A 14,298-nucleotide genomic window follows, 5' to 3' on the forward strand; every position below is an offset into this window, starting at 1 on the left:
ATTCTAATTATTTGTTCCTATAATCCGGCTGCCCATCAGACTTCAGTTACTATTTCCGATTATATGGAGGGATATACCAGACTGGGAGGGAAACGTGATATTATTATTGAGAATATGAACTGCAAGAGTTTCTCGGAAGCTCCTTTATGGAGTGGTATGATGACGCAAATCCTTGCTAAATATCAGGGGGGGAAGCAGCAACCGGCACAAATTATATTGTTAGGACAGGAGGCGTGGGCGGCTTATCTGTCTCAAAGGGATTCGATGCGGGTGAAAGTTCCGGTAATGTGTAGTCTGGTCAGCAGCAATGTCGTGATATTGCCGGAGGATACCGTTGGAGATTTAGATAGCTGGTTGCCCGGATCTGTAGATATCTTTGAAGATCATATGAATATTCCTGAATTGCAGTCGGGATTTATCAATCATTATAATATAGGAGATAATGTGCGTATGATTCGTGCGTTCTATCCCGAAACAAAACATATTGCTTTTATCTCGGATAATACGTATGGCGGCGTCACGATGCAAGCGTTGGTGCGAAAGGAAATGAAAAATTTCCCCGATCTGGATCTTATTCTGTTGGACGGAAGAAAACATACTATTTATACGATTGTAGAGGAATTACGGCATTTGCCGGAGCATACTGTTATCATCGTGGGCACTTGGCGGGTGGACATGAATGAGGGGTATTTTATGCGGAACGCCACGTATGCGATGATGGAAGCGGCTCCTGCCATTCCTACCTTTACACCTTCATCGGTGAGCCTGGGACATTGGGCTATAGGAGGTGTATTGCCCGATTATCGGAAAGTGGGAGAAGAGATGGCTATGGAATCTGTCCGGATGGATAATCAGTCCGGCAACACGGAAAAACATCTGCAGATTATTGGATCTAAGGCTGTGATGGACAGTAGGAAAGCGAAAGAATGGGGACTGGATCCGAAGGCTTTGCCGTTTAGCGTGGAGCTCATCAATCAGCCGGTTTCATTCTATCAGCAGTATACGTATCAGATATGGTCTGCTTGCACTTTGTTTGTTGTATTGGTGTTGGGGCTGTTTATTTCTCTCTTTTATTATTTCCGTACGAAGCGGTTGAAAGACGAACTGTTGAGGTCGGACAAAGATTTGCGTGTGGCGAAAGACAGGGCGGAAGAGTCCAACCGACTAAAAAGTGCTTTCCTGGCAAACATGAGTCATGAGATACGTACACCGCTGAACTCAATTGTCGGATTCTCGGATGTGTTGGCTGTGGAAGGAAGTACGGAGGAGGAACGTCAGTCCTATTTTCAGATTATCAAGACTAATTCAGATTTACTGCTTCGCCTGATTAATGATATTCTTGACCTTTCGCGACTGGAGGCTAACCGGGTGACGCTAACTTGGGAGGAGTGTGATATCGTACTGTTGTGTCGGCAGGTGGTTGCTTCCGTTAGTTTTTCACGGCAATCTTCGGACAATCAGTTTCTGTTTACCACTTCTTTTGAGACGTACCGGATGGAGACGGATATACAGCGTATGCAGCAGGTGATTATCAATCTCTTGTCGAATGCTGATAAGTTTACGAAAAAGGGGAAGATTACATTGGACTTTTCTGTCGATGAAAAAACGGGAATGGCGGTTTTCTCAGTGACTGACACCGGATGCGGTATCCCGAAAGAAAAACAGAAACTTGTGTTCGAACGCTTTGAAAAACTGAATGAGTATGCTCAGGGAACCGGATTGGGGTTGTCTATCTGTAAATTGATCGTATCTAAATGGAAGGGAGCTATATGGATTGATCCCGACTATACAGGCGGGGCACGATTTATATTCTCGCATCCTCTAAAAATAGAAAAAGAATGAAACGAATAACATTGATTTATGCTTGGCTTTTCTGTCTGACACTGTCCGTTGCAGCACAGGAAAAGGTAGTGAAGTTGAAGATTGTACAGACAAGTGATGTACACGGAAATTATTATCCTTACAATTTTATAACCCGTCAGGAATGGAAAGGGAGTCTGGCCCGGATATACTCATTTGTTGAGAAGGAACGCCGGGAGTATAAAGATAATCTGATATTGCTGGATAATGGGGATATTCTGCAAGGACAGCCTACCGCTTATTACTATAATTATATAGATACCGTGTCTCCGCATCTTTGTGCGGAGATGATGAATTATATGAAATATGATGCGGGCAATATGGGAAATCATGATGTGGAAACTGGACGTGCTGTATTCGACCGTTGGATTGAAACCTGTGACTTTCCTGTACTGGGAGCCAATATCATTGATACGTCTACGGGGAAACCTCATCTTCCTCCTTATAAAGTGTTGGAACGGGACGGGGTGAAGATCGTCGTTTTGGGGATGATTACACCGGCCATTCCTGCCTGGCTTTCGGAAAATCTGTGGAGAGGGCTTCGTTTTGACGATATGGAGGAGACGGCTCGCAAATGGATGAAGATAATCCGTGCAAAGGAGAATCCGGATGTGGTCATCGGGTTGTTCCATGCCGGACAGGATGCGTTTAAGATGTCCGGTAAATATAATGAGAATGCGTCTCTGAATGTGGCAAAGAATATTCCGGGATTCGATGTGGTATTGATGGGACATGATCATGCCCGCGAATGTAAGAAGGTGATGAATGTTGCCGGAGATTCGGTGTTGGTTATTGATCCGGCAAGCAATGGAGTGGTGCTGTCCAATGTCGACATCACTTTGAAGTTGAAGGATGGCAAGGTACTGAGCAAGGATATTCAAGGTGTATTGACGGAGACAAAGGATTATGGTGTCAGCGAGGATTTTATGAAACGTTTCGCTCCGCAGTATGAGGCTGTGCGGAAGTTTGTGTCCAAGAAAATCGGTACGTTTACTGAGGATATCTCTACGCATCCTTCTTTCTTCGGTCCTTCTGCTTTCATCGATCTGATACATACTTTGCAGCTCGATATCACGGGAGCCGACATTTCTTTTGCAGCACCGCTTTCATTCGATGCGGAAATTAAGAAAGGGGATGTGTTCGTCAGTGATATGTTCAACTTATATAAGTATGAAAATATGCTGTACGTGATGACTTTGTCCGGTAAAGAAATCAAGGATTTTCTGGAGATGTCTTATTTCATGTGGACTAACCGGATGAAATCACCGGACGACCATTTGCTGTGGTTCAAGGAAAAACGTCGGGATGGTGCGGAGGACAGGGCTTCTTTCCAGAATTTCAGTTTTAACTTTGATTCGGCTTCCGGCATAATCTATACGGTGGATGTTACTAAACCGAAAGGGGAGAAGATTACGATTGTCAGTATGGCAGATGGCTCTCCTTTCGATATAAATAAGATTTATAAAGTGGCGTTGAATTCTTATCGTGGTAATGGCGGCGGTGAATTGTTGACAAAGGGCTCGGGCATTCCTCAAGAGAAATTGAAAGACCGTATCATTTTCTCTACTGATAAGGATCTTCGTTTTTACCTGATGAATTACATTGAGGAGAAAGGGGGAATGAGTCCGAAAGCGTTGAATCAGTGGAAATTCGTTCCGGAGGAGTGGACTGTTCCTGCTGCCCGGCGTGACGCTGAATATCTGTTCGGGGTGGTCAATAAGTAGCCAAAAATGTTCATTTTGTCTGGTGATACTCTGTTTTGACTTGTATATCTGATTTATTGCTGGTATATTTGTCGCAAAAAGAGAGAGAGTATGGATATTCAAAATGTTCCTAAAGTAGGTATTTCTTCTGTAGTTCATTCTAAACATATAGATGCTGATAGCATTGATGTCATTGATAATGATATAGCGCTCTTCGATTCGGAGAGCGTTATTTCCTTATATAGCGGTCCCAGCAAGTTAGAGGTATTGACAATAGGACTTTGCCTGGAAGGTGAGGGGACTTTTAATATTAATCTGCAGGATTTTCAATTATCTTCGGGAGGGATGGTGATAGCCCTGCCGAGCCAGATTATAGAACACCGGCAGTTTAGTCCCGACTTCAAGGGAATCTTCTTTGCGGTATCCAAGAGTTTGCTGGAGACATTGCCTAAAGTAGGCAATCTGCTTGCATTGTTTTTCTATCTGAAGGATTATCCTTGTTTTAGCCTGACTCCGAACGAGCAGCGCACGGTGCAGGAATATCATACGTTTATCAGAAAGAGGTTGAGGAGTAAAGGGGATCTGTATCGCAGGGAGGTCGTGCTCGGACTGATGCAGGGTTTCTTTTTTGAATTGTGCAACATTTTTAACAATCATGCGCCTGCAGTCACTGCTTCGGTGAAGTCGAAAAGCCGGAAAGAGTATATCTTTGAACGTTTCTATGAAACGCTGGTAGAATCTTATCAATCAGAACGTAGTGTGAAGTTTTATGCTGACCAGCTGTGTCTGACACCGAAACATCTTTCCGGAGTTGTGAAAGAGGTGAGTGGAAAGACCGTGGGCGAGTGGATCGATGAGTTTGTGATCTTGGAAGCAAAAGCACTTCTAAACTCCTCAAGCATGAATATACAGGAGATAGCTGACCGCTTGAGCTTTGCCAACCAGTCCTTCTTCGGGAAATATTTTAAGCATTATACGGGGATGTCTCCCAAAGAATATCGGAAGAACCGATAATGTGTTTACAGAACTCCGGAGCGTACGCGGCTCAAGGTCTCCGGTGTCATCAGCAGGTAAGAGGCTATGTGTGCCAAAGGAGCGCGTTTGATGATTTCCGGATGTGTCTCGAGCAGGAGATTATAGCGTTCGCGGGCGGATTCAAAGCGCCAGGAGTCAGCTTTGACTTGCGATACAATTAAAGAGTATTCCAATATTTTCTGATAGAACATATTGATTTCCCAATTTTCTCTCGCCAGCTTCTGTATCATGTCGCGGGGGAAAAGGTAGATAATGGAAGGTTCCAGTGTCTCCACTATAAGCCGGGTAGGTACTTGCTTCAAGAAACTTTCAATGCACATCACGATACATCCTTCGTAAGAGAAATGCTCGGTAACGTCTTTCCCGTTTTTGTAGTAGTATTGTCTGAGCATACCTTTACCGACGAATACAATCTCGTGAGCGACCTCTCCCTCATTCAGTGCAATGGCTCCTTTGGGAAACTCTTCACGGATCAGTATACTTTCTATCTGCCGTCTTCCCTCTATACTCATTTCCGGAAAGCGGGAATTTACAACGGCATTCACAGTTTCTCTTAACAATGTATCCATGTCTTTTTTGTTTTGGTGTGTGCAAAAATACTAAAAACGGTTGATATAAATCAATTGCAGCACAAAAAAGATGTATATTTGTTATTAAATCAAGATATAGAAAAGATTATGAATAAGATAATAGGATTAGCAGTATTGCTGCTATGCGTTTGTGGCTGTGCGAAGGATGATGATGCGATTTATTATCCGGTAGGCAATGTGGATATTGAAAGGGGGGATGTCGCTCTGGAAGATGGAAAGGGAGAATTGGTAGCCGGGAGTTATAATGAGGAGGATTATGTGCTGGATACGCTGGCGCAGTATCCGGGAGATCCTACTCTTGGCAAACTGACGTTTATGATTGATCTGAAGAATCAGTTGGCGAGACAGGAAGCTGGCGGATTTAACGGAATCGGTAAATCGGGATTGACAATGAGTCTGGGATATAAGAATGGTGACTATCCGTCGGAAAGTCAGATACCTGTTTATACTTCTCCTGATGTAACTGCTGCGTATGCGGTTAAACTCCGTTTAAAAGGGGAGCTTGCTTTGGCAGGAGATGAATGGATGATTGATTACATTTATGTGCAATTGGCTGGCTTATTTCAACCTTATCCGCCTGCGTCCTTTCCTGAAGTGTTTATGTGTAAAGGTGGTGAGCAGCCATTTGCTGCTTTTGACTCTTTTCGTAGGACTTGGACATTTGATATTACTTACAGCCGTTCCGGTCTTTCTTTCAGTCAGTTATATTTCAATTTATTCTTGAATTTGGCAGGGCAGAAACGGGAAGAGAGAATTAGGTTGAGGATTGATAAAGAATCTTTCTTTGAGGTGTATAAATTAAACGAGGAAATGAATTGATTCATTTCCTCGTTGTGTAGTGGGTACGAGAATCGAACTCGTATTACATGCGTGAGAGGCATGTGTCCTAACCGTTAGACGAACCCACCGGATTTTGATTGATTTAAAAAGAGCTAAGTCTTAAAATACTTAGCTCTTTTTATTTTGAGATTTTGCGGAAGCTGGGGGATTCGAACCCCCGGTACCCTTACGAGTACGTCAGTTTAGCAAACTGGTGGTTTCAGCCACTCACCCAAACTTCCTTGAACCCGCATTCTCTCTCAAATGCGGTGCAAAGATAGGGGGAAGTTTTTGACTATGCAAATCTTTTAGCAAGATTTTTTTTACTTGTTTTTCAATAATGGAGATAACCCTCTATGTTTCAAATGTTAAACGAAATAATTTTTTTCGAAGTTTTTTAGGGCTTGTTTCATTTCTATTCAGAAACGTTCATAAAATGCCGCTATAAGTAAAAGATGCATTGGATTTATTGAATAAAAGAGGGGAGATAATGTAGGTGTATAAAAAAAGGCTATCTATCCCAGACAGCCAATCTTTTTGTTAACCTTAAATCTAATACTATGAAAAACACATTGCAAATATACGGACTTCTGTGATATCTGCAAATAATACAAGAAAAAACGGATGTTTTATAACATTGATTAAATGTTTACTTCTTATATTCTATTTTTATTAAGACTTTGGGTACTTGGAATGAGCTGTGCACGGTATTATACCATTAAATCTCAAGCGTGGGGATTTGCCCCTATAAGTAGGTAATTTCCTCCTGAAAAGTAGGATTTTTCAGTTTCAAGGGGAAAATTCATTCTATACTTTTGTCATATCGAAGGATAAATGATAGATATTAATAAACGAATCATTAAAAATAAAGGAATATGAAAACGAACACATTTAAATATTTAGGTCTGGCTTTGATGGCTGTATTGATGGTCGGTCTTACTTCTTGCGAAGTGGAGATAGACAGTTTCTACGATGATGATAATAACGGACCGGGTTATTACAACCGTTCGGCCGATTTGTGTAGCCGCACTTGGGTCAGTTTTTATCGGGATATAGACAACAACTACTGCTGTCAGGAACTGGATTTCTTTTTAGATCGTACAGGAATAGACTACATACGGGTGGAATATCCGGACGGATATGTGGAAGAATTTGAATATAAGTTCCGTTGGAGTTGGGAAAATTTCGCGCAAACTTCCATCCGTATGTCGTATGGGCCCAATGATGTTTCCTACCTGGACGACGTATATATTGGGGGCAACAGGTTGAGTGGCTATCTGGATGGGCGGAATAATTTTGTGGAATATCAAGGAAGATAAGAAAGATGATATAAAGAATATCAGCACGAGGCATGAGTAGGGCGTAAAATGAAAGCATAAAAGTTTTGAATGGGACTAAATAGTTTTTATCTTTGCGCCCTGTTAGTTTGAAAATACATGGAGTGGTTATATAGTCTGTTTCTCGAACATTCTGCCTTACAGGCGGTTGTGGTGTTATCGTTGATTTCTGCGGTAGGTTTAGGCTTGGGAAGAGTGCATTTCTGGGGAGTATCCTTAGGAGTCACTTTTGTTTTTTTTACAGGTATCCTTGCCGGACATCTCGGACTTTCGGTAGATCCTCAGATGTTGAATTATGCGGAAAGTTTCGGTTTGGTGATTTTCGTTTATTCTTTAGGTTTACAGGTCGGTCCCGGTTTCTTCAGTTCTTTTCGTAAAGGAGGAGTAACGCTGAATATGCTGGCATTGGGAGTCGTCCTGTTGGGGACATTGTTAACGGTCGTAGCCAGCTATGCCACAGGTGTCTCACTTCCCGATATGGTCGGTATCCTTTGTGGAGCGACAACGAACACTCCGGCGTTGGGAGCTGCTCAGCAAACTCTGAAACAGATGGGGCTGGAGAGTAGCACACCTGCTTTGGGATGTGCGGTAGCCTATCCGATGGGAGTCGTCGGTGTGATACTTGCCGTCTTGTTAATCCGTAAAGCATTGGTTCGCAAAGAAGATTTGGAAATAAAAGAGAAAGATGATGCGAACAAAACTTATATTGCAGCGTTTCAAGTACACAATCCTGCTATTTTCAATAAGAGCATTAAAGACATAGCACATATGAGCTACCCGAAGTTTGTCATCTCCCGCTTATGGCGGGACGGACACGTCAGCATTCCGACTTCCGACAAGGTGCTGAAAGAGGGAGACCGTCTGTTGGTTATCACTGCGGAGAAAGATGCTTTGGCGTTGACTGTACTTTTCGGTGAACAGGAAAATACGGATTGGAACAAAGAGGATATTGACTGGAATGCGATTGACAGCGAACTGGTTTCACAGCGTATCGTCGTCACCCGTCCCGAACTGAATGGAAAGAAGCTGGGATCGCTCCGATTGAGAAATCATTACGGCATCAATATCAGCCGTGTCTATCGTTCGGGTGTGCAACTGCTCGCTACTCCGGAACTGATACTCCAATTGGGCGACCGACTGACAGTAGTAGGGGAGAAAGCTGCCATCCTGAATGTGGAAAAAGTATTGGGTAATGCCATTAAAAGCTTGAAAGAACCCAATCTGGTTGTTATATTCATCGGAATAGTATTGGGATTGGCATTGGGAGCTATTCCCTTTTCAATACCGGGTGTCAGTACTCCCGTGAAACTGGGACTGGCCGGCGGACCGATTATTGTTGGTATTCTTTTGGGGACATTCGGACCACGGATACACATGATAACCTACACTACCCGCAGCGCGAATCTGATGTTGCGTGCCTTAGGGCTTTCCCTGTATCTCGCCTGTCTGGGATTGGATGCCGGAGCTCACTTTTTCGACACCGTATTCCGTCCGGAAGGTCTGCTGTGGATTGCTTTGGGAGCTGGGCTGACTATCATCCCGACAGTATTGGTAGGTTTTGTCGCCTTCAAAATGATGAAGATCGATTTTGGTACGGTATCCGGTATGTTGTGTGGAAGTATGGCCAATCCGATGGCGTTGAATTACGCTAATGATACAATACCCGGTGATAACCCTTCTGTGGCTTATGCGACGGTATATCCGCTCTGTATGTTCCTGCGGGTGATTATCGCACAAGTACTTCTGATGTTCTTCTTGGGCTGAAAAATGAAACTTTGAATAAAAAATAATAACCGGATAAATAAAAAAGTATTATATTTATTGCGAATAATCGAAAAACGTAAGTTTGGAGATTAGAACAATGGATTGTGAGCCGATAAATGGTAATTTGATTTTAGTAATTTGTAATTAAATAGAAATGACTGCTCAAAGTAACATAACTCCTGAAAGCATTGTGAACGATCTGCGTTATCTGCAACTGCTTTCCCGAAGTTTTCCTACTATTGCCGATGCAAGTACGGAAATAATCAATTTGGAGGCTATCTTGAACCTACCTAAAGGGACGGAGCATTTCCTGACAGATGTACATGGTGAATATGAAGCTTTCCAACATGTGCTGAAGAATGCTTCCGGTGCAGTAAAACGTAAGGTAAATGAGATATTCGGCAATACGCTTCGCGAGGCCGAGAAAAAAGAGATCTGCACGTTGATTTACTATCCCGAAGAAAAACTTCAACTGGTGAAGGCCCGTGAGAAGGATTTGGACGATTGGTATCTGATCACTCTGAACCAGTTAGTAAAAGTCTGTCAGAACGTATCTTCCAAGTATACCCGTTCCAAGGTACGTAAATCATTGCCTGCCGAATTCTCGTATATCATACAGGAATTGTTGCACGAGTCATCTATCGAGCCGAACAAGCATGCCTATATCAATGTGATTATCAGTACGATTATCACGACAAAGCGTGCCGATGATTTTATCATTGCCATGTGTAATCTGATTCAGCGTTTGACAATCGATTCACTTCATATCGTAGGCGACATCTACGATCGCGGACCGGGAGCGCATATCATTATGGATACCTTGTGCAATTATCATAATTTCGATATTCAATGGGGCAATCACGATATTCTGTGGATGGGCGCCGCTTCCGGCAATGACAGTTGCATAGCCAATGTGATACGTATGTCTATGCGATATGGTAATCTGGCTACACTTGAAGACGGTTACGGAATCAATCTGCTGCCGCTTGCTACCTTTGCTATGGATACTTACGCTGATGATCCTTGCACCATTTTCATGCCGAAAATGAATTTTGCCGATACTCATTATAATGAGAAAACGTTGCGCTTGATTACTCAGATGCACAAGGCGATCACTATTATCCAGTTTAAGCTGGAAGCCGAGATCATCGACCGCCGTCCGGAGTTTGGAATGGCAAATCGTAAATTGTTGGAGAAGATAGATTTTGAGCGTGGTGTCTTTGTCTACGAAGGTAAGGAGTATGCCCTTCGTGACACGAACTTTCCAACGGTAGATCCCGCCAATCCTTACCGCTTGACGGATGAAGAACGTGAGCTTGTGGATAAGATTCATTATTCATTTATGAATAGCGAGAAATTGAAGAAGCATATGCGTTGCCTGTTTACTTACGGCGGGATGTATCTGGTATCCAACTCCAATCTTCTTTATCACGCTTCCGTGCCTTTGAATGAGGACGGTAGCTTTAAGCATGTCAAGATACGCGGAAAAGAGTATTGGGGACACAAACTTCTGGATAAGGCCGATCAACTGATCCGTACCGCCTACTTCGACGAAGAGGGAGAGGAGGATAAGGAATTTGCGATGGATTATATTTGGTATATGTGGTGTGGTCCGGATGCACCTTTATTTGATAAGGATAAGATGGCTACTTTTGAACGCTATTTCCTGGAAGACAAAGAAATGCATAAAGAGAAGAAAGGATATTATTATACATTGCGCAATCGGGAGGATATTTGTGATCAGATATTGGCCGAGTTTGGAGCTTTAGGCCCTCATTCGCATATAATAAACGGTCATGTGCCTGTGAAGACTATTCAAGGAGAACAGCCGATGAAGGCCAATGGCAAACTATTCGTTATCGACGGAGGATTTTCCAAAGCCTATCAGCCGGAAACGGGAATTGCCGGATATACACTTGTCTACCATTCTCACGGTATGCAGCTTGTACAGCACGAACCGTTCCAGTCTCGTCAGAAAGCTATCGAAGAGGGACTGGATATCAAATCTACCAATTTCGTATTGGAATTTAATTCGCAACGGATGATGGTGAAAGACACCGATAAGGGAAAAGAATTGGTAACTCAAATACAGGACTTGAAGAAGTTGCTTGTTGCTTATCGTACCGGTCTGATAAAGGAAAAGGTCTGAATGAAGGTTACTTCTTTGCCATGTGACATTCAATAATTTTCAGTGCAACGAGTGGTTCGTTCCACAGTTATTATCTTTTAGTTCCACAGTTGTTTCCCTTTCGTTCCATATTTGTGGAACGAAAGGGAAACAATTATGGAACGAAATGTTTTTAGTAAAGCAAGAGAATAAATGCTATATATGCAGGATTTATATTAGAAAAGGACAATGCCTGCCTCTATAATCGCTCCTTTATCGTAATTGCCGGATTTATTATAGAATCTGGTTAGGCCATAACCGCCCGTTGCGAAGATACCGAATTTCTTGGTTAGCTGATATTCCAGATTAGCGCGTGCTTGTAGCGCATATAGACGTCCGGGAATCACTTCATCCTTATTGTCGAAAGTTTCGATATGCTGATAACCTAAGTCGCCGCTAATGGATAATCCTTTATAGATAGGAAAAGATAATCCTGCACGATAGGAAGCGCTCGCCGAAAACTTATCATTTAATCCCTGATACATAGATCCGACTCCAAGAATCGTATAAAACAACTGATTCTTGAAACGTACCCCGATATTGGCAGGAGTCACATTTCCCCCGTATACCATCATCTGTACTTTGGTGTCGGGATTGGCATTAACCAGTCCCAGTTGGAAACCCTTCAAGTCTTCCCTATAGTAATTGACCAGACCGATCTGAAGGCCGCGAACTTGTGTGGCATAGTTGCACAATGCCATTTGAACTCCACGTAGCTGTGTCCCGGTTATGTTGGCGATACCTGCTATCTGCAGGCCATTCATATTTTCACCTACCACATTCAGAAGACCGGAAGTAATCATGCCGTTGAAACTCTGTCCGGTGATATTCGCCGCACCGGAAAACTGTAAGCCTGAAGCCATATTCCCGGTAACATTCATAAAACCGCTCATCATAACTCCTGCGGTATTATCTCCACCGATACCAGTCAGTCCGGATATAACCACCCCCCGTGTCCCGTCTCCGGTAATATTTACCAGTCCGGCTGCAGAGAGTCCGATCGTATTGTTACCGCTGATATTGCTTATACCTGCTATCTGCACGCCTCGCATTGTCCCACCGGCCAGGTTAGCCAGTCCTGTAATCTGTGCGCCGTTCATATCTCCATGAACAACACTTCCCAGCGCATTGATGCCTACACCATTCAGGCGATTCATAGTAGACAAAAGACCGATATTCACATAAGTCGTCTGTGTACTGTCATACGGTTGCGTACAAATATCTTTCCAGATAGAAAGATTAATACCGGCACTTTTGTTCTGTGCAGGCAGACAAACGGCAGCCATCAGTATAGCTGCCGTGAGTATTGTTTTCTTCATTTTCATCCTTTAGCCTCCTGATACAAGTATCGTTTGATACTCTTCTTCGGTGTCTTTTCAAACTCTTCCGGGTATATCTTCATCTTTGAAATCTGGCTGTACGCCGGTAACATGGCATTCAATGCCACCCGGTTTTCTTCCATCACCCGCTCGATGTCTTCATTCTTCAGGCCGTGTGCGAAAGCGTCGTCGAAATCCGGATAAACCAAACCGACAAGTTTCTCATTCTGCTGAACGATAATGCTTTCGGATACATACGGCAGATTGTTTAATTTATCTTCTATCTCTTCCGGATAGATATTCTGTCCACTGGCGCCCAACAGAAGGTTCTTGCTACGTCCTTTGATGGTAACATTTCCTTCGGCATCCATCAAAGCCAGATCACCGGTATGCAGCCAACCGTCTTTGTCGATCACTTCTCTGGTAGCTTCCTCATTCTTGTAGTATCCCAGCATTACGTTAGGACCCTTACAAACGATTTCGCCAACGATATTTTCCGGGTCGGAGGAAAGGACCTGTACATCCATACGGGGTACGGCTTTTCCGCAAGAACCCGGTTTGAACCTCCTCCAGTCTTCGTAACAGATGATCGGACCGCATTCCGTCATTCCATATCCTACGGTATAAGGGAAATCGATCATTTTCAGGAACTGTTCAACCTCCTGATTGAAAGCGGCACCTCCTACGATTACCGCCTTAAATTCTCCTCCGAACGCCTTAATCATCTCTTCGCGTACCGTAGCTTTAATCTTATCGTTGATGATAGGCACTTTCAGCAAAATCTTCATTGCCGGAGTTTCCAGTTTCGGAAGTACACTCTTCTTGATAATCTTTTCGATGATAAGCGGAACAGCGACAATCAGATTCGGTTTTACCTCTTCGAAAGCCTGGAAGATTATCTTCGGACTAGGCATACGGGTCAGGAAGTAGATGTGGCAACCGACGGAAAATTCATAAAGGAATTCGAATGCCAGACCATACATATGCGCCATCGGAAGCATAGATACAATCTTGTCTCCAGCCTTCAAGTCGAGTACTTCGTAGGCGAACTTCGTATTTGACCACAAACTGCGGTAGGGGAGCATAACCCCTTTTGAGTAGCTCGTTGTTCCCGAAGTATAATTGATGACAGCCAGCTCCTCCGGCTCGTCCTTATGATAAGCGACGTGTTCTTTACGGAAGTTTTTAGGGAATTTCTTGCCGAACATCTCGTTCAGATGCTCGCGGGCGTATGTCAGGCGTTCGCTGCGTGAAACCAGCAAAGTGAAGTCATTCATCATCAGAATACCTTCCAATAGAGGCATTGCCGACTCGTTCAGGTTTTCCCATACCATATCGCCTACAAGCAGTAATTTCGCTTCGGAATGGTTGACGATATTGTGGACGTTGTCCGCCTTAAATTCATGAAGAATAGGGACGATAACCGCTCCGTATGTCAATGTGGCGAGGAACGTCACACCCCAATGCGAACTGTTTCTTCCGCAAACGGCAATCTTGTCTCCCTTGCGGATTCCGCTTTCCTCGAAAATGATATGGAGTTTCTCTATTTTGCGAGCTACGTCTTTATACTGTAAGGTGGCGCCCTTATAATCGGTCAGGGCATCCAGATCCCAATTATTCTTGATACTATTCTCAATGTAAGCTATAAAACTTTGTTCCATTGTTTTTTGCACATTTGATATTAAATTGTGCAAATATAGCAAT

General features: G+C 43.4%; 10 protein-coding genes and 2 tRNA genes. 7 read left to right on the forward strand and 5 right to left on the reverse strand.

Annotated elements, in window-relative coordinates; all coding sequences use genetic code 11:
• From BACFIN_RS08955 to BACFIN_RS08945, 3 genes are all read left to right on the forward strand, one after another.
• The coding region (locus BACFIN_RS08955) for a sensor histidine kinase (protein ID WP_007753906.1) at positions 1-1,842 on the forward strand (1,842 nt) is incomplete at its 5' end.
• On the forward strand, positions 1,839-3,584 hold the full coding sequence (locus BACFIN_RS08950) for a bifunctional metallophosphatase/5'-nucleotidase (protein ID WP_007753907.1): 1,746 nt from the start codon (positions 1,839-1,841) through the stop codon (positions 3,582-3,584). The genes BACFIN_RS08955 and BACFIN_RS08950, both read left to right, overlap by 4 nt.
• Before the next feature lie 90 nt (positions 3,585-3,674).
• Positions 3,675-4,577, forward strand: a complete 903-nt coding sequence (locus BACFIN_RS08945; RefSeq protein WP_007753908.1) for a helix-turn-helix domain-containing protein — start codon at positions 3,675-3,677, stop codon at positions 4,575-4,577.
• A gap of 5 nt (positions 4,578-4,582) precedes the next feature.
• Here the strand turns inward: BACFIN_RS08945 and BACFIN_RS08940 are convergent, their stop codons facing one another.
• Positions 4,583-5,167 (reverse strand): Crp/Fnr family transcriptional regulator, encoded by a 585-nt coding sequence (locus BACFIN_RS08940; RefSeq protein WP_007753911.1) that lies wholly within the window; start codon positions 5,165-5,167, stop codon positions 4,583-4,585.
• Between the two features lie 15 nt (positions 5,168-5,182).
• Between BACFIN_RS08940 and BACFIN_RS08935 the strand changes: the two genes are divergently transcribed.
• The gene (locus BACFIN_RS08935) at positions 5,183-6,007 is read left to right on the forward strand and encodes a DUF3845 domain-containing protein (RefSeq protein WP_007753914.1); all 825 of its coding nucleotides are present in this window, start codon (positions 5,183-5,185) and stop codon (positions 6,005-6,007) included.
• A 17-nt stretch (positions 6,008-6,024) separates the two neighbouring features.
• Here the strand turns inward: BACFIN_RS08935 and BACFIN_RS08930 are convergent.
• Together BACFIN_RS08930 and BACFIN_RS08925 are read right to left on the reverse strand one after the other, a co-directional pair.
• Positions 6,025-6,096 (reverse strand) — tRNA-Glu (locus tag BACFIN_RS08930).
• A gap of 66 nt (positions 6,097-6,162) precedes the next feature.
• Positions 6,163-6,249 (reverse strand) — tRNA-Ser (locus tag BACFIN_RS08925).
• A gap of 633 nt (positions 6,250-6,882) precedes the next feature.
• Here BACFIN_RS08925 and BACFIN_RS08920 point away from each other — a divergent pair.
• The 3 genes from BACFIN_RS08920 (at position 6,883) to BACFIN_RS08910 (ending at position 11,257) form a co-directional block, all read left to right on the forward strand.
• On the forward strand, positions 6,883-7,326 hold the full coding sequence (locus BACFIN_RS08920) for a hypothetical protein (protein WP_007753917.1): 444 nt from the start codon (positions 6,883-6,885) through the stop codon (positions 7,324-7,326).
• 117 nt (positions 7,327-7,443) lie between these two features.
• Positions 7,444-9,108, forward strand: a complete 1,665-nt coding sequence (locus BACFIN_RS08915; RefSeq protein ID WP_007753920.1) for a putative transporter — start codon at positions 7,444-7,446, stop codon at positions 9,106-9,108.
• Positions 9,109-9,262: 154 nt separating this feature from the next.
• A complete protein-coding gene (locus tag BACFIN_RS08910) occupies positions 9,263-11,257 on the forward strand; it encodes a fructose-bisphosphatase class III (protein WP_007753923.1) in 1,995 nt (664 codons plus the stop codon).
• A gap of 194 nt (positions 11,258-11,451) precedes the next feature.
• Here BACFIN_RS08910 and BACFIN_RS08905 read toward each other — a convergent pair whose 3' ends face one another.
• Together BACFIN_RS08905 and BACFIN_RS08900 are read right to left on the reverse strand one after the other, a co-directional pair.
• Entirely contained in the window at positions 11,452-12,600 is a 1,149-nt protein-coding gene (locus BACFIN_RS08905) for an LA_2272 family surface repeat-containing protein (RefSeq protein WP_007753926.1), read from the reverse strand.
• Complete coding sequence (locus tag BACFIN_RS08900; protein WP_007753929.1) at positions 12,597-14,255, reverse strand: AMP-binding protein; 1,659 nt, start codon at positions 14,253-14,255, stop codon at positions 12,597-12,599. The genes BACFIN_RS08905 and BACFIN_RS08900 overlap by 4 nt, the downstream gene beginning before the upstream one ends.
• Positions 14,256-14,298: the final 43 nt, after the last annotated feature.

It is taken from the genome of Bacteroides finegoldii DSM 17565 (genome assembly GCF_000156195.1).
GTDB lineage: Bacteria > Bacteroidota > Bacteroidia > Bacteroidales > Bacteroidaceae > Bacteroides > Bacteroides finegoldii.

Coding starts and splice junctions, on each gene's coding strand:
- BACFIN_RS08950 (WP_007753907.1), top strand. CDS start 1,839: ATGAAACGAATAACATTGATTTATGCTTGGCTTTTCTGTCTGACACTG.
- BACFIN_RS08945 (WP_007753908.1), top strand. CDS start 3,675: ATGGATATTCAAAATGTTCCTAAAGTAGGTATTTCTTCTGTAGTTCAT.
- BACFIN_RS08940 (WP_007753911.1), bottom strand. CDS start 5,167: ATGGATACATTGTTAAGAGAAACTGTGAATGCCGTTGTAAATTCCCGC.
- BACFIN_RS08920 (WP_007753917.1), top strand. CDS start 6,883: ATGAAAACGAACACATTTAAATATTTAGGTCTGGCTTTGATGGCTGTA.
- BACFIN_RS08915 (WP_007753920.1), top strand. CDS start 7,444: ATGGAGTGGTTATATAGTCTGTTTCTCGAACATTCTGCCTTACAGGCG.
- BACFIN_RS08910 (WP_007753923.1), top strand. CDS start 9,263: ATGACTGCTCAAAGTAACATAACTCCTGAAAGCATTGTGAACGATCTG.
- BACFIN_RS08905 (WP_007753926.1), bottom strand. CDS start 12,600: ATGAAAATGAAGAAAACAATACTCACGGCAGCTATACTGATGGCTGCC.
- BACFIN_RS08900 (WP_007753929.1), bottom strand. CDS start 14,255: ATGGAACAAAGTTTTATAGCTTACATTGAGAATAGTATCAAGAATAAT.